This window comes from Flavobacteriales bacterium, assembly GCA_016704485.1.
In the GTDB taxonomy this organism is placed as follows: domain Bacteria; phylum Bacteroidota; class Bacteroidia; order Flavobacteriales_F; family PHOS-HE28; genus PHOS-HE28.
The window spans coordinates 314,905-334,218 of record JADJAA010000001.1 but is presented as its reverse complement, the minus strand read 5'-3'; the positions used below and the strand labels follow the sequence as shown (position 1 = coordinate 334,218).

Here is a 19,314-nt window from a genome sequence, read left to right as displayed (position 1 = left end):
CATGTAATAGGACGAGACCATTAGACGAAGGTTGCCTCCGGTAACGCTGCTTTTATCCCAAAAAGTACTTTTTGTTCAACCTGCGGACGTTGGAAACGCAACAATAACAGTGACTCGGCGGAAAGCGAACTGATGAACAAGTGATTGATGATCAGTATTTTATATCTAGAGTAGTGTCGATCTGTCGCTACGATCACGCTTTTGGGACCGCATAGGATCGCACGTCACTTTCTGTGATCTCTTTTCCGGAAAGGATCACCAATCGCTCAATTACGTTCCTTAATTCCCTCACATTTCCGGTCCACGGCAATTTTTGGAGCTCCTTTATGGCTTTCTCCGCGATCTTTTTGGGTGCGATCCCTTGTTCGGTACAGATCTGCTCAATGAAATGCTCGGCCAGCAGCGGGATATCATCAATGCGCTCACTTAGACTTGGAACATGAATGGGGATTACGCTTAGCCGGTGATACAGGTCTTCGCGGAAATTTCCTTCAGCGATCTCCTTTTTTACGTCCTTGTTCGTCGCCGCTATTACCCGCACATCTACCTTCACGTCCTTATCGCCACCCACGGGCGTAATACGGCTTTCCTGTAAGGCACGCAGCACCTTGGCTTGCGCTGCAAGGCTCATATCGCCCACTTCATCCAAGAAAAGAGTACCACCCGTGGCCAATTCAAATTTGCCTTTTCTGTCCTTGATGGCGCTTGTAAAACTCCCTTTGATGTGCCCGAATAGTTCGCTTTCGATCAATTCGCCGGGTATCGCGGCACAATTCACTTCAATGAAAGGACCCTTTGCGCGTTGACTCTTCTCGTGCAGCATGCGGGCCACACCTTCCTTGCCGGCTCCATTGCCACCTGTGATCAACACGCGTGCATCGCTTGGGGCCACCTTCTCGATCATCTCCCGAATGGTTTCCAGTGCTTTGCTTTCGCCCACCATTTGCACACCGTTGCCTTTGCTTTTGCCTGCTTTGGTGCGTAGTACTTTGGTTTCTGCTACCAGGTCGCCACGATCCAACGCATTCCGAACGCTCACCAGAATGCGGTTGATATCCGGTGGTTTCTGAATAAAATCGAAAGCGCCTTTTTTCAGTGCATCAACGGCCGTATCAATGGATCCATGCCCACTGATCATCACCACGGGTAGGTCCGGATCCAAAGCCTGTAGTTTCTCCAATACCTCGATACCATCCATTTTGGGCATTTTGATATCGCAGAGCACCAGGTCGAACTTGCCTTTCTTGGCCTTGTCCACACCGGACGAACCGTCCTCGGCCTCTTCAACAACGTGTTTTTCGTGCTCAAGGATCTCCTTCAGCGCGTAGCGAATTGCTTTTTCATCATCGATCACTAGTATTTTGGCCATGGCGGAAAGGTATGGAGGCAAAGATGGCACCTTTAGGTTATTCAGGATCTTTTGGAAACTCCAGGATCCGGCAACCTATTCGGTCATCGTCCGTCTTTATGGCGATCTCGTGCATGAATTGAGGAAGTTTAGGAGAGAACCACATTAATGAACCGCTCCTTGATCGTTTAATATGGTCCTCGTAAACTGATAAAATGAACAACGTCTACAGCCCACTCGACATCAACATGGATGGCGTAATACATTACACAGGAACGAACAACGATCGCGATATCATTTTACAAACCATTGGTGGTGTGGTACCAACGGCAACGCGGGTACAGCAGTGGCCATAAAAGCTCGATCCTAGCGAACCATTTAAACAACTCATTCGGAGGTTCGAGAACCGTGGTCCGCTTACAAACAAATACATGCACATGCTTATTTCCCATCGTCTAACCCGCCTTGCCTTCACCCTTGTTCTCTACGCAACGTACGTATGCCAGGCGGAGGGGCAACCGAACACATGGGTACAACGCAATGCCTTGGGCCGAGCCACACCGATCATGCAAGAGGCTTCCGCCCGGGCGAACGCGGTATCCTTCGCGATCGCGGGGAAAAGCTATGTGGTCGGAGGTTATTCGACCGGTACTCCGCTCAATGATGTGTGGGAGTACGACCCGGCCCTAGATACTTGGACTGAAAAGGCTCATTGCCCCGGTGCGGCACGTTCGTACGCGGTGGGCTTCGCTGTTGGCGGGAAGGGTTATTTGTGTACAGGATACAGCACTACCGCCTTGTCTGATGTATGGGAGTACGACCCCGTCGCTGATACATGGACACCCAAAGCGGCATTCCCGGGTGGGGCGCGGTATGATGCCGTCGGTTTCACCATTGGTGCCAAAGGCTACCTCTGTGCCGGATTAACTGCGTGGAATGGAACTTTCTTCAGGGATTGCTGGCAGTACGACCCTGCATTGGATACGTGGCTCCAGCGTGCGGATTTCGGCGGCACGGCGCGCTACAATGCCATCGGCTTCGCTATTGGTAGCACCGGTTACGTCGGCACAGGCAATGATGGTACGGGTAGGAAGTCCGACTTCTGGTCCTATGATCCAATTACCAATGTGTGGACCCAGCGGGCTGATTTTACTGGAGGAGGCCGTACACGTGCGGCCGTGGCCGCCATCAATGGAAAGGGCTATCTCGCCACGGGCGAAGCGCAGGCGGGACCGATCGAAAACGACTTGTGGCGTTATGATCCGCTATTGAACAGCTGGACCCAACTGGCGGATGAACCGCTCTTCGTGCGCCGAGGTGCCATGGCTTTCGCGCTGGACAACGCGTTCTATATGGTCGGTGGTGAGAGTGGAGGCTATCGGGGCGACCTCTGGCGCTACGACATCGGGGCGGGAACCTGGTTGCGCAAAGCCAACCTCACCGGCCTCGGTCGCTCCAGCGCCGTTTCCACGAGCGCCAACGGTGTTTGTTATTTCGGCACGGGCTTCAATTCCTTCGAGAGTCTTGGCGACTGGTGGAGCTACGATCCGGCGACCGGGATATGGGCGCAGCGTTCTGGTTTTCCCGGGCTCGAGCGCCACACGGCCTACGCCTTCTCCCTACGTGACAAGTGCTTTGTAGGAGGGGGCGTAAGATCCAGTGCGTTCCTCAACGACCTCTGGCGATACGACCCCGCCACCGATACCTGGACCCAATGCGCTTCGTTCCCGGGCCCCTCCCGCAATTACGCCGTTGCATTCACTGTAGGCAACCGAGCCTATATGGGCACCGGTGAGGCATCGGGAAACAAGTACGCGGACCTCTGGTGTTATGATCCCGATGCCGATCAATGGTCTCAACGCGCACCGATCCCCGGCTTGGGCCGGTCAAGGGCCGTGGCTTTCACTATCGGTGATCGTGGTTATGTGGCTTGCGGGATCAACGGTCCCACTACCGGCTACAATCTGAATGATCTATGGGCTTACGATCCCAGCGCTGATACATGGACGCAGAGGGCCTCGATACCAGCGAGCCCACGCAATGGCGCCTTCGCCTTCAGTATGGGCGGTCTCGGGTTCATCGGCTGTGGTCAGAACGGCACTTCCGGCACGGACGCTGTTTTTGTGCGATACGATCCAGTGACCAACTCGTGGCAGGGCCAGTCGGCCTATGGCGGAGGTGCACGCTATACGGCAAAAGGAGCCAGTTCTGGCGCTCGCGGTTTTGCGGCAACAGGTTCGGCCGGAGGTCAATATGCTAATGATCTATGGGAGTTCATCTCCACAAACGTCACGCTACCGGTATTCATCAAGGTCCGCCTCGGCGGTCCCTACGATCAACCCAGTGGTCTCATGCGCGATGACCTCCGTGCTGCCGGACTGGTCCCCTTGGTTGAACCGTATTCACAAGCGCAGTACGTCGTTTCTCAGGATCCAGGTGCGCAAACTACGCCGGCCGTGCTCGCTATATCGGGTACCAACGCCATCGTGGATTGGGTGTTGGTGGAGATGCGCTCACCAAACGCTCCCTATGGTGTGCTTGCCTCCCAGACTGCTTTGTTGCAAAGTGATGGGGACGTCGTACGGACCGATGGGGTTTCATCGGTCAGTTTCAATGCGACTCCCGGCACCTACTTCATCACTGTGCGCCATCGGAATCATTTGGGGGTGACGACCGTAGCCCCGGTGGCGCTCTCGACCATTCCGGCCATGATCGACTTCACCAACCCTTCAATCGCCACATACGGCACCAACGCCCAACACAACATCAACGGCACCATGGTTCTTTGGCCCGGCGATGCGAACTTCAATGGCGAAGTGAGATACACCGGCACTAACAACGACCGCGATCTAATTCTAACGGCCATTGGCGGAACCACACCTACCAACACAGTAACCAACACGTACAGCCCACTGGATATCAACATGGATGGCACGATCCGGTATACCGGAACCAATAATGACCGTGATATCATTTTGCAGGCGATCGGTGGGGTGGTACCAACGGCGACACGGATACAACAATTGCCTTAACAATGAAGCAGGACCTGAGAATAATACGCTCCTCCATTCGCACATTCGCCAAACAAGCTGCTTTGCTAATACTGGCCATACTGCCCGGTCTATCATTACGCGCACAAATTGAAGAAATACTGGTGCTCGATTTCAATGATGCAGTATTCGGCTCGAATTGGATCAGTGTAGGTGATCCAGCGCAGTTCGTGTCTTCGCCAGTCGATGGCAATGGACTGCGACTGTTGCCTGAGGAGATGCAATCCGTTCCTGCAAGTACCGCACCGTACTACCCAGTGATGATCATACCCATTCCTGGTGGCTACTCCCCAGATCATGGCTACCAACTGGAAGCCTATTGTTACCCGGACCTAGCGATCCCAGGGATAGGCCAATGTGGCCTCGCGACCCTCGGCTGGTTCGATGGCGTCAATTTCTACAATGCGCCACAGATCCTCTCGTTCGGCGCCGATCCGTTCAATTACGGCATCACCCCGTGGCATCTGGGCGGACCTCCTACCAATGCTGGCACCTTCGCCGTGGCGTTGCGAGCACAGATCGGACCCAATGATATTGCAATGGGTGCCACGTTCGACAATGTGATGGTGCGCAGGAAGCCTTACGGGACATCGCTCTCAATGCTCACCTTCGTGCTCAATGGCGCGTACGATACTGGCTTGGGGCGTATGCGCGACAACCTGCGTCAGCAAGGTCTTATTCCGCTTCTGGAGCCGTACACTGCCATGGGCTATCCGCAAATAAATGGCGGTGGCGAAGTGGCCACGAGTTTCTGGCTGGACCTGACCGCCTTCTCCGTACACCGCGCCGTGGATTGGGTACGCGTTGAGCTACGGGATCAAAACGACCCCACGCAACTTGTCGCGTCCGGACAGTATGTGCTTTGGAGTAATGGGCGTTTGCGGCAAAGCGACAACGGCTTGGATGTGGTGATGAAGGCACCGCCCGGTAACTACTACGTGGTTGTGCGGCACCGCAACCATTTGGCGGCAATGACAGCGGCTCCAGTATTTCTCAGCTCTAATTTGGGCACTTCAACCGTGCTCGATCTGACACAGACTGCAACCGCCACTTACGGTACTAACGCACAACAGAACAACAACGGCACAATGTGCCTTTGGCCCGGTGATGCCAACTTCAATGGCGATGTCAAATATACCGGCATCGGCAACGACCGCGATCTCATCCTTACCGCGATCGGCGGAGCCACACCCACCAATACGGTAACTAACACGTACAGCCCACTTGACATCAACATGGATGGCACTATCCGCTACACCGGTACCAACAACGACCGTGATATCATTTTGGAGACGATCGGTGGGGTGGTTCCTACCGCTACACGGGCAGAGCAATTGCCTTAGTTCGTCGAGATCATTCGTGAAGCACCACCTTCTTTCAACGCGTATTTGCTCCATGCCAATTCGCGTATTGCGCCTGCAGTGAGCACACGGTCGATCGCGATCAACGCGTAGGGTAGTGTGTCCACGCGGTGTTCGGGAAGGCCCGGCACGTTCAAGCGTTCCGCTCGTGTCATGCGCATGAGCTTGTCGCGCAAGGCGTCGAATTCCAAGGCAGTGAAATTCATGGTCTTCGCATCGTTCAGAAGCGGTTCATGGCGTTCAGTTGAAATGATCGAAGCAAGCGAGTCGAAACTACCGGCGCTACCAATGAGCACATGCGGTTCATGGCGTTCAATGATCGCATAGAGCGGCTCCAACTGATCGTCCAGGTGTTGTGCGATACGTTCCTCTTCACTCAAGGTAATCGGATCGCTGACCGGTATCCGATCACGCAGCCGCGTAACGCCCAGCTCGAAACTCCGTTTCCACATGAGCGCTTTATCCGTAGCTAAAATGAATTCGATACTACCACCGCCAATGTCCATGATCAGCATCGGTTTGCGCGTGAACGCGACGGCTTGTCTTACACCTGCCAGGATCAGTTCCGCTTCTTCATTTCCGGAGATCACGCTGATCATAATACCCAATTCCTGTTGTGCAAAGTTTACCAGTTCTGCGCCGTTCTTCGCATTGCGCAAAGCAGAAGTCCCGAAAACCGAAATATGATTGGCCCGTAATGAACCCGCTTTCGAAACGAGCATACGAAGCACGTTCTTGCCACGTTCCATTGCATCATCAGCAATAATTCCTTTTTCGATCCCTCCACGCCCAAGGAAAACAGGCAGTTCTTCGGCATGCAAGATGTGCATATCACCTTCGAACACCAACAAGTTGAATGTATTCGTACCGATGTCGATGATGGCATTGCGGATCTTTTTCATTGCCTTATGCACTCATCGTTTCAAAAAACTTCTCGCAATTTTTTTGCGTTCCATTTCTTGGACCAGGTAGGTGCTCCATTTTCTGATCCTCTCAGCGACGATCAGATCTTTCTGCGTTATCTGCGTCCTGCCTGCCCCGGCGGCCAATTTTCGACCCCCAATCAGGGTACGATCTTTCAGCGTTATCTGTGTTCCATCTCTTCGACCAAGCAGGCGCTTAATTTTCTGATCATCTAATTTTCTGATCATCTGATCGGATCACCCTTTATAGAACAACCACTTCCCCAATTCCTTCCAACTGGCCTTCTTGCCATACATCAGAATTCCCGTGCGGTAGATACGTCCTGCAAGCCACGTAGTAGCGATGAACGTGCCGATCAGGATCAGGATGCTCAACGCCAATTGCCAAAGCGGTGCATTGCCCATGGCCACACGAACCATCATCACAATTGGGCTGGTGAAAGGTATGAAGCTGCACCACATTACCGCAGGACTATTCGGGTTGAAAACAGCGATCTGCGCTACCAGCAAAGCAATGATCATGGGCACCGTTACCGGTAGCATGAACTGTTGCGTTTCGGCTTCGCTATCCACCGCGGAACCAACTGCCGCAAGCAAAGAACTGTACAATAAATAACCACCGATGAAATACAGGAAGAAAGCAGTCAGTGTCAATGGCAGGTCGATCATCTTGGCTGCCTTGAACAGTTTCACATCTTCCTCATCCACACCGGATGCTTCAAGTTCGCCTTGCAGTTGCTTTTGCACTTGTGGCGTCATTGGCATTTCGGCGATGGCTTTCGCATTCAGCTTATCCTTTAATAGGACCACGGAGCCAACGGTGACCAACAACGTAGTGATCACGATCCATAACACGAACTGCGTAAAGCCAACACAGGCAATACCGATGATCTTTCCCATCATCAATTGAAAGGGTTTCACGGAACTGATCAACACTTCCACAATGCGGTTCTGCTTTTCTTCCATGACGCCGCGCATCACTTGTACGCCGTACATGAAGATGAAAATGAACATGAAGTAACCGAAGAAGAATCCGATCCCTGCGCGTTCCTGCTCCAAGGATTCAACGCCCACATTATCAATGTCCACCCACTTTGTGATCAATTGTTTGCGTACCCTGCGGTAAGCTTCGGCGTCCACACCTTCGGTCCGCAACTTCACGAGTTCGATCGCTTTTTCCAGTTCGTTGCTCACCGTGCGTTGGACCGCCAGATTGGGCAGTTCCTTGTAATAGATCATCGCCGTCGGATCGGTGATCTCATCCGTGAACCGCACCATTACCGTGTACGGACTTTGTGCAAAAAGCGAATCACTCCAAGGGGTATGGTCCACGAAAAAGCTGATGTTCTCGGTATCGGTCAACTTGGTTGCGATCACTTGGTTGGGGTCGATCACGAGGACGCGGTGATCGTTACTGTCCTGCATGCCGAGGTATGCCGCGAACATGGCACCACCAGCGATCAGGATAGGCCCCAAAAGGGTCATGATCAAGAAACTGGGCTTTCGCACTCGCGTAAAGAATTCGCGCCAGATGATCAGTTTGATGATGTTCATTTACTGATGAAGTTCAATGGTTTCCAGATCGTGCATGCGCACCAGGATCTTAGGAGCCGGGGTAGTGGATCCTTTTCGTTGTGTCTTAGCGACGCGGTCTATTTCAGCATTAAGGAGATCTCTTAATTCTCTTGACGGGATCTCCTTAAAAACCAGTTCCACATTGCTGCTGGTGAGAATATCACTTGGAATGCGCAGGAGCAGATCCATTGTATCTTCCTCGAACGCTTCGGTGGTCACATGCCGATCCGCGGTAATGAATTTGATGGGCTGTACATCATGCAGCGCAGAGGCGAACAGGGTAGATTCATCATCGACCAGGATGGTGGTGATTGCTTTTCCGCCGCAGCCAAATGAGCATACTGCGAACAGAAAAACCATCAAGGAGAAATGCGTTCGTTCCATAGATCGTGTAATCATCTACTCTGTCATGCCCGGTGTTACTACCGAAGGATCCCGCTCACTAACGACCCGTATGAAAATGTCGTGCATCCGAGGTATTTCCTCGTGCACCCCGTGCACTTCCACAGCTGGTAATAACTGACGCAACACATCGTTAACCGTACTGCCCTTACCAAGTCTTACACGCGCTGTAGCGTTCTCGCCATGTTCCGTAGCATCGATCAATTCACCGGTGAATGAAAGTGCATTGGCCAGCACGACCTTCGTCCCTTTGAAGTCGATGCGGTAGGTATTCGTACTGAAGCGTTTGCGGATCTCTCCAACACTTCCTTCCAACATCAATTTGGAACGATCGATCAATCCGATGTTATCGCACAACTCTTCAACGCTGCCCATTCCATGCGTGCTCAGCATGATGGTGATCCCCTCATCGCGAAGTCGCAAGATCTCACTACGGATCAACTCCGCATTTATCGGGTCGAATCCGCTGAAGGGTTCATCGAGGATCAGCAATTTCGGTTCATGCATGACCGTGGTGATGAACTGGACCTTCTGCGCCATGCCCTTGCTAAGCTCCTCCACTTTCTTGTTCCACCAACCATCCATCTCCCAACGCTCGAACCAAGCAGTTAAGCGTTTCCGCGCTTCCGCCTTCGGCATTCCCTTCAACTGAGCCAGGTACATGGCCTGCTCACCGACCTTCATTTTTTTGTACAGGCCGCGTTCCTCCGGGAGGTAGCCCATTTGTGCTACATCAGCAGCCACCATGGGCCTTCCATCGAAAAGTATCCGGCCTTCATCAGGACCGGTAATTCGCGTAATGATCCTGATCAATGTGGTCTTACCGGCACCATTGGGGCCAAGTAGCCCGAAGACTTTCCCGGTTGGTACGTCCATGGTAATACCACTGAGCGCGGTGTAGTCACCAAAACGTTTTACGATGTTCTCGAGGTGGAGCATGAAGGACCAATTAGCGGCGAAGATAGCCTCGTCGGGCGGTTGTGGAACGTCCGTAAAATTCTAGTTATAACGATCGCATTGAACGAAAAAGGGCCATCCATCGGACAGCCCTTTTTTATATCGTTCTGTAATGATCAATGATCACTCGGCCAACACGAGCACGGTGTTGTTGCTCACTTCCACAACACCATTCAGCACAGGATAAACATCCACTTGACCATTTGCCAATTTCACTTTTACATCTCCGGCCTTTAGTACGGTGATCAAAGGGGCGTGGTTGTTCATGAATCCCATGCTTCCATCCACACCGGGTACGGTTACGCTGATGGCTTCTCCTTTGAAGAGTTCCTTATCCGGAGTGATGATCTCTACTTTCATGTTCAGTTCGTCAGTAACCCCTCTCCTTGGGCGCTGTTCGAGCGCAGTCGAGAACGAGGGGCAGGGGTGAGGCTCTATTTAGCAGCGTCGGCCATCAGTTTCTTACCGGCAGTGATCACCGCTTCGATATTGCCCTTCAGGTTGAACGCGCTCTCCGGGTATTCATCAAGCTCACCGTCCATGATCATGGTGAACCCTTTGATGGTCTCTTCGATCGGAACCATTACACCGGGTAGACCCGTGAACTGCTCTGCCACGAAGAAAGGCTGGCTCAAGAAACGTTGCACCTTACGTGCACGCAATACGCTCAGTTTGTCGTCCTCGCTCAACTCGTCCATTCCAAGGATCGCGATGATGTCCTGCAATTCCTTGTAGTGCTGCAACAACTCCTTAACGCGCTGGGCGCAGTTGTAATGCTCATCGCCAACGATCTGTGGTGTGAGGATACGGCTTGTGCTATCCAGAGGGTCCACCGAAGGGTAGATACCTAGCTCAGCGATCTTACGGCTCAATACCGTGGTCGCATCCAAGTGAGCGAATGTGGTAGCAGGTGCAGGATCGGTCAAGTCATCCGCAGGAACGTAAACGGCCTGTACGGAGGTGATGGAACCACGCTTAGTGGAAGTGATCCGCTCTTGCATGGCACCCATTTCGGTGGCCAACGTAGGCTGGTAACCAACGGCGCTCGGCATACGACCAAGCAACGCACTTACTTCAGAACCGGCCTGTGTAAAGCGGAAGATGTTATCCACGAAGAAAAGAATGTCACGTCCACCGCTTTCCTCATCTCCATCACGGAAATATTCAGCGAGTGTGAGTCCGCTCAATGCCACACGAGCACGTGCTCCAGGAGGCTCGTTCATCTGTCCGAAAACGAAGGTGGCCTGTGATGTCTTCAACTGCTCGTAATCAACCTTGCTCAGGTCCCAGCCGCCTTCTTCCATGCTATGCACGAAATCCTTGCCGTACTTGATGATACCGCTTTCGATCATCTCACGCAGCAGGTCATTTCCTTCGCGGGTACGCTCACCAACACCGGCGAATACGCTGTAACCGCTGTAACCTTTGGCGATGTTATTGATCAATTCCTGGATCAATACGGTCTTACCTACACCAGCACCACCGAACAATCCGATCTTACCACCTTTCGCGTAAGGTTCGATCAGGTCGATAACTTTAATACCGGTGAAGAGGATCTCCGCACTGGTAGTAAGGTCTTCGAATTTTGGTGGATTGCGGTGGATCGGATAGCTCTGACCGGAAGCAATTTCCTTCATACCGTCGATCGGCGCGCCGACCACATTGAACAAACGGCCTTTCACTTCATCACCGACCGGCATGCTGATCGGCTTCCCTTGACCAAGAACCTCAGTGCCACGCGCAAGACCATCCGTAGATTCCATGGAGATGGAACGCACGGTGTCTTCACCGGTCAGCTGCTGAACTTCGAGCACGAGCAACGACCCATCAGGGCGCGTTACGTGCAGTGCATCATAGATGTTTGGGAGGTCCTTACCGGCCTCAAAGCGAACGTCGACAACGGGTCCGATGACCTGAACGACCTTTCCTATCTGCTTGGACATGAGTGTTTTATGCGATTAAAAGGCATTTTGCCCTTATTTGCGAGCGCGAAGGTAAGAGAATAGGGTGATCGAACAAAAGGAGAATATGAACGGTCGTTGATAACTAGGGCAGTTCCGCTTCGTACCTTGAACGGTAGTTCAGTTCCGTTTCTGACCCATCATAGTGGTTACCCAAAAATGCCTTCATCAACTAGGGAAGTTCTGGTCTTGAACTTCTGGACGAATAGATCAAAAGGACGGCATAGCGTTTCTGGTTTATATTTGCTCTGGACCATTTGCCATGACAACAGATACGCTTAAACTTCAACTGATCGAGCGCTTGCTCATGACCAAGGATAAAGGTCTTTTGAATAAGATCGCATCACTTTTCAAGCAGGAAACGGATGTTGACCAAGAAGAGGTCACCGACGAGCAGTATAGCATAGTTCAGGAGCGCTACGAAGAATACAAGCGCGGTGAGGGGAAGAGCTATACGTGGGAAGAAACAAAGGCGATGATCCGTGCGGGCAAAGGCAAGGACGCATGACGTCAACGCTGGTGTGGCGTGGAGCTGCCATTCGGGATCTTCAACTAATTTATGATCAGTACGAGGCCTTATCCAGCGGGACAGGGGAACGATTCCTGAGCGAGTTGGACGAATATGTCACTTTCGTAGTGGACCATCCGAGTGCAAATCCCAAGTGGCGGTCCCACTATCGCAAGATCACTCTTGTACACTTTCCTTACTTGGTGATCTATGGTTATCAAAAAGGAACGGTCACCATCTTCAGTATTTTCCATGGCAAACGTAATCCGGCAAAATGGGGAAAGCCAAAGTGAAAAAATAAAGTTCGGCGCTACTCCCCAACAAAAACATACTGATACCGCATATCCAACTGCGTAGCATCAATTGTATCTACAAGCGCTTGCGAAATCTTTATGGGATAGAGCGAATAGTTGACGGGCTTCAGCATCATTTCCTTCCATTGCGCTTCTGGAATGGTCGCAGGGCGCTGCGCCATGATCACCTGCATGGTGAGTGCATTTGGCTTCTCGACTCCACTAGGTCTTCGAGCGGAGTCGAGAAGCCTAGCGGAGTCGCTCTCCTTTTGCTGCGCACACAAGAACAACGGAAACAAAAGCACGAAAAAGAATGTGATCAACCTCATCGTAAAACAGTTAAGTACGTTGACAGTTTTGTAACGCCCCAGCGTATTGTGGCTGTGTATGCACCGTGTTCTTGATCACTGATATCGAAGTTATGAATGGTGCTCCATTGCGGTATGCGCTCTTGCAAGACCACGCGGCCCGCTGCATCAATTACCTCCAAAGAACCTACTTCTGAATTTGCCGCATAACTGATGGTGAACTGCCCGGTGCTTGGGTTGGGATGGGCGCGCACGCCCACCTCACCCCCTTCCCCTCTCCGGTGGAGAGGGGGGACAACGCCAACGTTGATCCCCAAGCTATCACACACACTCCCATCTATGGGGCCTAAGTGGTAGTTGGGGTGGTTGGGTAAGGAGTTGCTGTACCACCTATCTAACTCCACGCCGTGTTGCTCTAAGTTGCATGCCAAACCGGGTTGGTCGGGATTATGAATTACGTGCAGGTGAAAGGTGGAATTGCCGGTGCCGATGTAGATTTTGCCGTCTGGTGCAAGTTGGGCAATACTAAACGCTGTAGCAAACGGTTCGGATGGTGAATAAAACCCGTCCCACGTAGCGACAATTACCATAGATGCCTCAATATCGGCGGCCTCCGTATCGAACTGGTATACATCTGCTACAGATGGCACATACAGAAACCGACTATTGGGCGAAAACGCTACTCCGCCACCGCCATTCGTGTCGTCGATGGGTATGAAAACCGGATTGGAAAACAAACCAGTACAACGGTCGAAATCGAAAACCTCTAAATCTTGAACACCCCAGTAATACGCGAACTTGGTACCATCTGGTGAAAAACAAACTTGGCCGGCATCTGCGGGGCGAAATATGCCAATGGCCTGGGTACCATCAACGGTTACCCCTTCGGGTGTAACTAACAGGTGTTGAAATATATTGCTATTAGTTCTTCTACAGAAAACCCACCAGTCGCGACCATTCGCGTGTCTGACTGCCGTAATCTTACCCGGATTCAAGGCATCTTCAATTACGACTTCGTTTTTAATAACCACTTCTCCTAAACCACCATCTCCTTCCATGTTTATCGTGGTTGCATAAAGAAAAGATGCAGCTGAATTCGGTCCGTCATCAATTGTGCTATGAAAAAGCAGATAAGTACTTGCACCACCGGGCTGCGGCAGAACCAAAACTGCTTGATTGATGTGCAATCCCTCAGGATAAAGCTCGGTGTAAAAACTAGGACTGAGCCCTGTCCCATTCATGAGTGTATCACCCATTGCATTGCCTAAGAAACTGCCGTTACTAGAAATTAACCTTTCACCTACATTGTCTGAAATATTCGTATTGCACCGGTAAAAATCAATTTCTCGGATGATATAAGATTTGTCAAGACTACCGCTTAAGAAATTGAGGTTAACCCCGCCGTGAGGTGTCCCAGACCAATTCGCATACCCACCCAACCAAAAGTTATTTACACCTTGTGCGAAAACCTGCTGCACACCAAAGATGTACAGTAGGTTAATCGCAATCAAGGTAGCTCTTAAGCTCATACGTTTTTAGTGCGTGATACTCAACTTGCCTTCACCAAGCTGAGTGCCGGAGCTAAGTACGCGGTAATGGTACATGCCCGGCGCTAAGTTAGCCGTTCCGAAGGTGAATCGCTGTTGTTCGCCCGGTACCCGCAGGGTCATTACCTCTGCCCCTACGCCGTTGTAGAACACTAACCAGCCGGAAGCATTCAACGGCGTTGTCAATACCAAGGTCGCCATTTCGTTTGCCGGGTTAGGAAGCATTTGCACAGCATTCGGATCCTTTTCCACCACGTTCTTGGTGATCAAGCCTTCCAACAAGCACAACTACGGGTCGTGCATGAGAACCCCAACATCTTTCCCGACATTTACGGCCCTAATGCGCGTTCATACTTCGCTCGAGACGATCAAGCAAGTTCGTCGTCCGGTGCTCACGACGGGCACTTTTGATGGTGTTCATCGCGGCCACCGCACCATGTTGCAACGGCTCACGGCGATCGCAAAGGACGAGGGTGGGGAAAGTGTGCTCTTCACGTTTCATCCACATCCCAGGATGGTTCTTTTTCCGGGTGATAATGATCTGAAACTGCTGTGTACGCATGAAGAAAAGATCGCCTTGTTGGAAGCCGCCGGATTGGAGCATTTGCTCGTAATTCCGTTCTCGCGGGATTTTTCCAGAATGCGTGCAACCGATTACGTCCGCGAGTTCCTAGTGGGCGAGATCGGTGTTCGTTGTGTAGTAGTAGGGTATGATCACCGGTTCGGGCGCAACCGCGAAGGAGACCTTTTATTATTACGTCAGTTGGGTGATATGAATGATTTCCGTGTGGAAGAGATCCCCGCGCAAGAAGTCGACCATGTCCGTGTGAGCAGTACCAAGGTGCGGAACGCATTGCTGGAAGGGAAGGTGGAGGTTGCCAATGAATTGTTGGGATACCATTATCCGTTGAGCGGCGTTGTGGTAAAAGGAGATCAACTCGGGCGTACTTTGGGATACCCAACAGCGAATATCGGTGCCATCGATCAGCATAAACTGGTGCCCTTGGATGGCATCTATACCACTGGCGTTGAAGTGGGCGGTGAACAACACGTAGGCATGCTCTACATCGGAGACCGACCAACGATCCGAACAACGGAGACCCAGAAATCCATCGAAGTGTACATCTTTGATCTGGACCGGGATCTGTATGGTGAATCGATAACCGTACGTTTGAAGGATCGCATCCGAGGCGATATGCAATTCAGTAACTTGGATGAATTGAAAGCACAAATGGATCGGGACAGGACGATCGCAATGAAACTACTGCAGCTCAACACATGACCATCAGGCTCGTCATTTTCATACTGTTCGTGCTGGTCGTTTCCAAAGTGAATGGACAATTACTCGATGCGATCGCGCTTGATTCAGTGCATACGTATACCAGTTTGGAGAAGGCACTTCTGGAACCAGAGAAGACATATAGGTTGGACCTATCCGGTAAGAAACTGAAAGAACTTCCGGAAAGCATTCGTGACCTGAAGAACTTGAACGCGTTGGATCTTGGCAGTAACAAGCTGAAGGTGGTCCCGGAATGGTTGGGAGAAATGAAATACCTCCAGGAGTTGCGGATCGCACGGAACAAACTGGTTGATTTTCCTGTGTTGATCTGCAAATTGATACATCTAAAACGGTTGGATCTTAGCCGCAATGCACTGACCGGTCTTCCACCTTGCATTGGTGAACTAACGGAGCTGACCTCTTTGGATCTCTGGAGCAATGATCTTGCGGAGTTTCCGGAAGAGATGGAGAAGTTGGACAAACTAAGATTCATGGATCTACGGGCGATCATGTTCGAAGAACCGGAAATGGAGCGTATTGAAGGCCTTGTCCCCAAAGCAAAGGTCTACTTCTCGCAACCGTGTAATTGCGGTATGTAATGATCTTGGGTTTATCGACTGCCGAGATCCTTGAATGGATATCGGTTATCCTCAACATTCTTTTTACGATCCTGCTCGGACGAGAGATCCGTCTCGGTTGGTTATTGGGATTCGTTGCGAGTGCTATCGGCGTTTGGCTGTATGCAGAACAGAGCGCTTGGTTGATGAGCGCATTGAACGGATTCTATGCCGCCATGGGTATCTACGGCTGGTGGAATTGGGGCCGTACGGAGGTTGTTGGCAAGATCACGACCATGAGTTTAGCGATGCATGTAGGCATGATCGCGTTGGGTGGGCTGATCACATTCGGGCTGGTGTTATTGATGCGTGCTATCGGACTCGAAGGAGAGTATTTATGGATGGAAGCATTCATAGCCGCGTTCGCAATTATTGCAACGTGGTTGATGAGCAAAAAGGTCTTGGAGAATTGGTTCTATTGGACGATCGGCGATGCGTTCGGTGTTTACTACAACTACAAAATGGAGTTCAATGCCTACACGTTGTTGATGCTGGTGTACATCGTCTTGGCCGTAATTGGTTTCATCAATTGGCGAAAGCAGATGACGCTCCAAATTGCCACTTCTGAAAAATGAAAAAATGCCCTGCATGATCATCATGCAGGGCATTCCATCAATAGCGTATTGTCTTATTGTTTAATGAACCTTCCGCTTGCGCGTGCATTCCCTTCCAGCAGGTCGATCTGATAGCTTCCGGTCGCCAATATTCCAACATTCAATCGATAGGAATTGCCGTTCCGGACAGACTCAACACGAATGATCTTTCCGGACGCATCGGTCACACGGAGCATTGCATTTGTGGTCATGCCCGTTGGAACTTGGATCGTAATGATCTCCGAGGATGGATTCGGTGAGATCGCGAGGGGTGCTAGTTGAAGGTCATCGTTGATGGCGGCGGTTAGGTCTGTAGTTGCAACATGAGCGTGAGGAGTTGTGAATTCCCCACCGATCAATAAGCTGGCGTTGTTCACGGCAAGGGTATTGATGCTACCATCCAACACACCGATCATTGGTGAAAGGTCATCCGGCGTTCCGTTGAATTGTACCAGGTTATAACTGAATAGACCGACCGCGCCACTTGAGTAATTGAAATCGCCTGCAGCATACACTTTGTCCTGATACAAAGCCAGTGAACCAATGTATGCCGGACCTTGGTTCGGGAACATGTAATCCACTTTGTTCGGCATGAGCATTTCCCAACTGATGCCGGTACCACCAATACGTGCCAGCCCGAATACAGGAACCACGTTCGCAAAGAGAGTTCCACCGGCGTATAGTGTGCCATTTACGTTCAACAACGCATGTACCGGAGCATCCAGGCCGTCGCCAAGTTGGGTCCAAGAATTATTACTGAGCACGGCAACATGGGAGATATCCGGGGTCGTTGATGAATAGGTTCCATCAAATAGGCCACCGGCTACAAGATCGCCATCAAGAGTGGCTAGACAGAAAATGGTTTCATTCAAGACTTCACCGACCTGTTCCCAGATAGTCCCATTCTTGCGCAACACCAGGTCATCGATCCCTGCAAAGCCGCTCATGGACCCAGCTACATAGAGGTCTCCATTGTGTACATGCATAGCATTGATCTGTGCATATTTACTGGAGAACGCGGCTTGTGCTTCCCAGTTGCCAGCGTTCCAACGCAGAAGGTCACTAGTGCCTCCGTTGAAGGACCCTCCAAGATAAATATCTCCATTGTGTTCGATCGCAGCGGAAATTGTTCCATTCATTGGCGAACCCATCTCAACATAATTCGCACCATTCCATCGCGCCACGTTCATACACGATACGCCCCCTGCGTCCGTGAAATTCCCCGCAACGAGAAGTTCCCCACTCGCGAGCGTTCTTACCACCGTCACCGACCCGTTGGTCCCGCCACCCAATGTGCTCCAAGGAATGGGCGGAGCATATCCTGGTTGGATCCATGCCAATTCATCGGTAGAGAAACCATTGGTCTTCGCCCATTCGCCGATCTCGGGCCAATGCATCTCGCGAACGTATGCTGTTTCCATTTCAGCATCTATGCGTTGAGCAAGATCCATTGCGCCACTCTCGATCATCAACTGACCCACGGCACATGCGGTTCCATTTGGATCTATGAAGATCGGATTGCGGAACGGAAGCACAATGTTCTGAGGAAAGATCCCGCGATCAGCGTACGCATCCAATTTTTCCAGCAGTACGTTCCGGTTTGCGAATGCTTCAGCAGAAAGACCTGCACTGGATGTAGCGCTCAAGCGCTCGCCGACCATGTGTAGGTGTGTTGCAATACGTTCAGCCTCATTCGCAAAGGATACCGGACCGTCATAAACTGGGTTCGTGGTATCGTTCGTTTTCCATTCTGCGTTCACTTCGATCATATGCTCAAGGAGTGAAGCAGGTTGTTGTGGTGCTAATTGTGCGACGCCGGAAAATGTTAGGAAGGCGAGCAAGGGGAGGAGTATGTGTCGTTTCATTTTGTTAATATTGATCGTGTTCATAGCTTAGACGAATGCCAGTAAGTTTCCGCTGCCTAGGATTGAATTTTAACACTATTTCATTTGCAAAAGCATGCCAAGGATCACGGTCGTAGGTCCGGAGAGTAGTGGTAAAACTACGCTAGCGGAACAACTTATGTTCCATTTTCACGGAGGATACTCTTCCGAAGTGGCGCGGGAATATCTGAACGAATTGGAACGTCCGTATATTGAAGCAGATCTGTTGGAGATCGCAAAAGAGCAGTGCCGGTTTCATGGTTTTGGTGAAGAGGTTTTCAAAGGGTTCGAGGTCCAAGTTCAAACGCCTCCCATGGTGCGGGGTCAAGCACGTGAACGGAAATTGCGTGGCTACATGTTCTGCGATACGGACCTGATCACGATCTACATCTGGAGTATGGAAAAATACGGACGAGCACATCCCGAGATCGAACGAATGGCAAGAACCGTAAATTTCGATCATTGGCTTTTATGCAAACCGGATATACCCTGGGAGCCCGACCCGTTGAGAGAGAATCCGCACGACCGGGATCGTCTTTTCGATATCTATGAACGAACGTTGAAGGAATTCGGTAAACCGTATTTTATTGTGGAGGGAGGAAGAGAAGAGCGTATGCAAAAAGCAACTGCCAAACTCGATCTATTATTCGGCAATAGAGAAGTGGAAATCTGACATAGGTCTTCTCAAAAAAGAAGTCTGTTCCAAGAG

At 51.2% G+C, this 19,314-nt stretch carries 20 protein-coding genes; 9 read left to right on the top strand and 11 right to left on the bottom strand.

Translation table 11 applies throughout. The annotated features are described in order from the left end of the window. Positions 1-193 precede the first annotated feature (193 nt). A complete protein-coding gene (locus IPF95_01480) occupies positions 194-1,369 on the bottom strand; it encodes a sigma-54-dependent Fis family transcriptional regulator (GenBank protein ID MBK6473365.1) in 1,176 nt (391 codons plus the stop codon). A gap of 194 nt (positions 1,370-1,563) precedes the next feature. On the opposite strand from IPF95_01480, the gene IPF95_01475 reads away from it, so the two are divergent. From IPF95_01475 to IPF95_01465, 3 genes are all read left to right on the top strand, one after another. Then, a complete protein-coding gene (locus IPF95_01475; protein ID MBK6473364.1) occupies positions 1,564-1,704 on the top strand; it encodes a hypothetical protein in 141 nt (46 codons plus the stop codon). Between the two features lie 81 nt (positions 1,705-1,785). Beyond that, positions 1,786-4,380 carry a hypothetical protein gene (locus IPF95_01470; protein MBK6473363.1) on the top strand — a complete coding sequence of 865 codons (2,595 nt, stop codon included), beginning with the start codon at positions 1,786-1,788 and terminating at the stop codon, positions 4,378-4,380. Between the two features lie 2 nt (positions 4,381-4,382). After that, positions 4,383-5,741: a hypothetical protein gene (locus IPF95_01465; protein MBK6473362.1), complete on the top strand. Its 1,359-nt coding sequence runs from the start codon at positions 4,383-4,385 to the stop codon at positions 5,739-5,741. On the opposite strand, the gene IPF95_01460 is transcribed toward IPF95_01465, so the two are convergent. The 6 genes from IPF95_01460 to IPF95_01435 form a co-directional block, all read right to left on the bottom strand. After that, positions 5,738-6,661 (bottom strand): phosphatase, encoded by a 924-nt coding sequence (locus IPF95_01460; protein ID MBK6473361.1) that lies wholly within the window; start codon positions 6,659-6,661, stop codon positions 5,738-5,740. The genes IPF95_01465 and IPF95_01460 overlap by 4 nt on opposite strands. A gap of 258 nt (positions 6,662-6,919) precedes the next feature. After that, positions 6,920-8,236 (bottom strand): ABC transporter permease, encoded by a 1,317-nt coding sequence (locus tag IPF95_01455; GenBank protein MBK6473360.1) that lies wholly within the window; start codon positions 8,234-8,236, stop codon positions 6,920-6,922. Next, the gene (locus tag IPF95_01450) at positions 8,237-8,641 is read right to left on the bottom strand and encodes a hypothetical protein (protein MBK6473359.1); all 405 of its coding nucleotides are present in this window, start codon (positions 8,639-8,641) and stop codon (positions 8,237-8,239) included. Positions 8,642-8,656: 15 nt separating this feature from the next. Further along, positions 8,657-9,598: an ATP-binding cassette domain-containing protein gene (locus IPF95_01445; protein MBK6473358.1), complete on the bottom strand. Its 942-nt coding sequence runs from the start codon at positions 9,596-9,598 to the stop codon at positions 8,657-8,659. Positions 9,599-9,739: 141 nt separating this feature from the next. Beyond that, positions 9,740-9,976: an ATP synthase F1 subunit epsilon gene (gene atpC, locus IPF95_01440; protein ID MBK6473357.1), complete on the bottom strand. Its 237-nt coding sequence runs from the start codon at positions 9,974-9,976 to the stop codon at positions 9,740-9,742. 74 nt (positions 9,977-10,050) lie between these two features. Beyond that, complete coding sequence (locus IPF95_01435) at positions 10,051-11,559, bottom strand: F0F1 ATP synthase subunit beta (GenBank protein MBK6473356.1); 1,509 nt, start codon at positions 11,557-11,559, stop codon at positions 10,051-10,053. A gap of 280 nt (positions 11,560-11,839) precedes the next feature. On the opposite strand from IPF95_01435, the gene IPF95_01430 reads away from it, so the two are divergent. Both IPF95_01430 and IPF95_01425 read left to right on the top strand, forming a co-directional pair. After that, entirely contained in the window at positions 11,840-12,085 is a 246-nt protein-coding gene (locus IPF95_01430; protein MBK6473355.1) for a hypothetical protein, read from the top strand. Next, positions 12,082-12,378, top strand: a complete 297-nt coding sequence (locus tag IPF95_01425) for a type II toxin-antitoxin system RelE/ParE family toxin (protein MBK6473354.1) — start codon at positions 12,082-12,084, stop codon at positions 12,376-12,378. The genes IPF95_01430 and IPF95_01425 overlap by 4 nt, the downstream gene beginning before the upstream one ends. A gap of 17 nt (positions 12,379-12,395) precedes the next feature. Here IPF95_01425 and IPF95_01420 read toward each other — a convergent pair whose 3' ends face one another. Genes IPF95_01420 through IPF95_01410 form a run of 3 tightly spaced genes read right to left on the bottom strand, consistent with a single transcriptional unit; the run spans position 12,396 to position 14,503 of the window. Then, positions 12,396-12,707 (bottom strand): hypothetical protein, encoded by a 312-nt coding sequence (locus IPF95_01420; protein MBK6473353.1) that lies wholly within the window; start codon positions 12,705-12,707, stop codon positions 12,396-12,398. Continuing rightward, on the bottom strand, positions 12,704-14,215 hold the full coding sequence (locus IPF95_01415; protein MBK6473352.1) for a T9SS type A sorting domain-containing protein: 1,512 nt from the start codon (positions 14,213-14,215) through the stop codon (positions 12,704-12,706). Before IPF95_01415 ends, IPF95_01420 begins: the two co-directional genes overlap by 4 nt. Positions 14,216-14,221: 6 nt before the next feature. Further along, complete coding sequence (locus tag IPF95_01410; protein MBK6473351.1) at positions 14,222-14,503, bottom strand: hypothetical protein; 282 nt, start codon at positions 14,501-14,503, stop codon at positions 14,222-14,224. 70 nt (positions 14,504-14,573) lie between these two features. Between IPF95_01410 and IPF95_01405 the strand changes: the two genes are divergently transcribed. Genes IPF95_01405 through IPF95_01395 form a run of 3 tightly spaced genes read left to right on the top strand, consistent with a single transcriptional unit; the run spans position 14,574 to position 16,704 of the window. After that, on the top strand, positions 14,574-15,515 hold the full coding sequence (locus IPF95_01405) for a bifunctional riboflavin kinase/FAD synthetase (protein ID MBK6473350.1): 942 nt from the start codon (positions 14,574-14,576) through the stop codon (positions 15,513-15,515). After that, on the top strand, positions 15,512-16,111 hold the full coding sequence (locus IPF95_01400; protein MBK6473349.1) for a leucine-rich repeat domain-containing protein: 600 nt from the start codon (positions 15,512-15,514) through the stop codon (positions 16,109-16,111). The genes IPF95_01405 and IPF95_01400 overlap by 4 nt, the downstream gene beginning before the upstream one ends. Before the next feature lie 5 nt (positions 16,112-16,116). Then, positions 16,117-16,704 (top strand): nicotinamide mononucleotide transporter, encoded by a 588-nt coding sequence (locus IPF95_01395; GenBank protein MBK6473348.1) that lies wholly within the window; start codon positions 16,117-16,119, stop codon positions 16,702-16,704. Positions 16,705-16,757: 53 nt separating this feature from the next. On the opposite strand, the gene IPF95_01390 is transcribed toward IPF95_01395, so the two are convergent. Beyond that, positions 16,758-18,587: a T9SS type A sorting domain-containing protein gene (locus IPF95_01390; protein MBK6473347.1), complete on the bottom strand. Its 1,830-nt coding sequence runs from the start codon at positions 18,585-18,587 to the stop codon at positions 16,758-16,760. Positions 18,588-18,681: 94 nt separating this feature from the next. Between IPF95_01390 and IPF95_01385 the strand changes: the two genes are divergently transcribed. Further along, on the top strand, positions 18,682-19,278 hold the full coding sequence (locus tag IPF95_01385) for an ATP-binding protein (protein MBK6473346.1): 597 nt from the start codon (positions 18,682-18,684) through the stop codon (positions 19,276-19,278). Positions 19,279-19,314 lie beyond the last annotated feature (36 nt).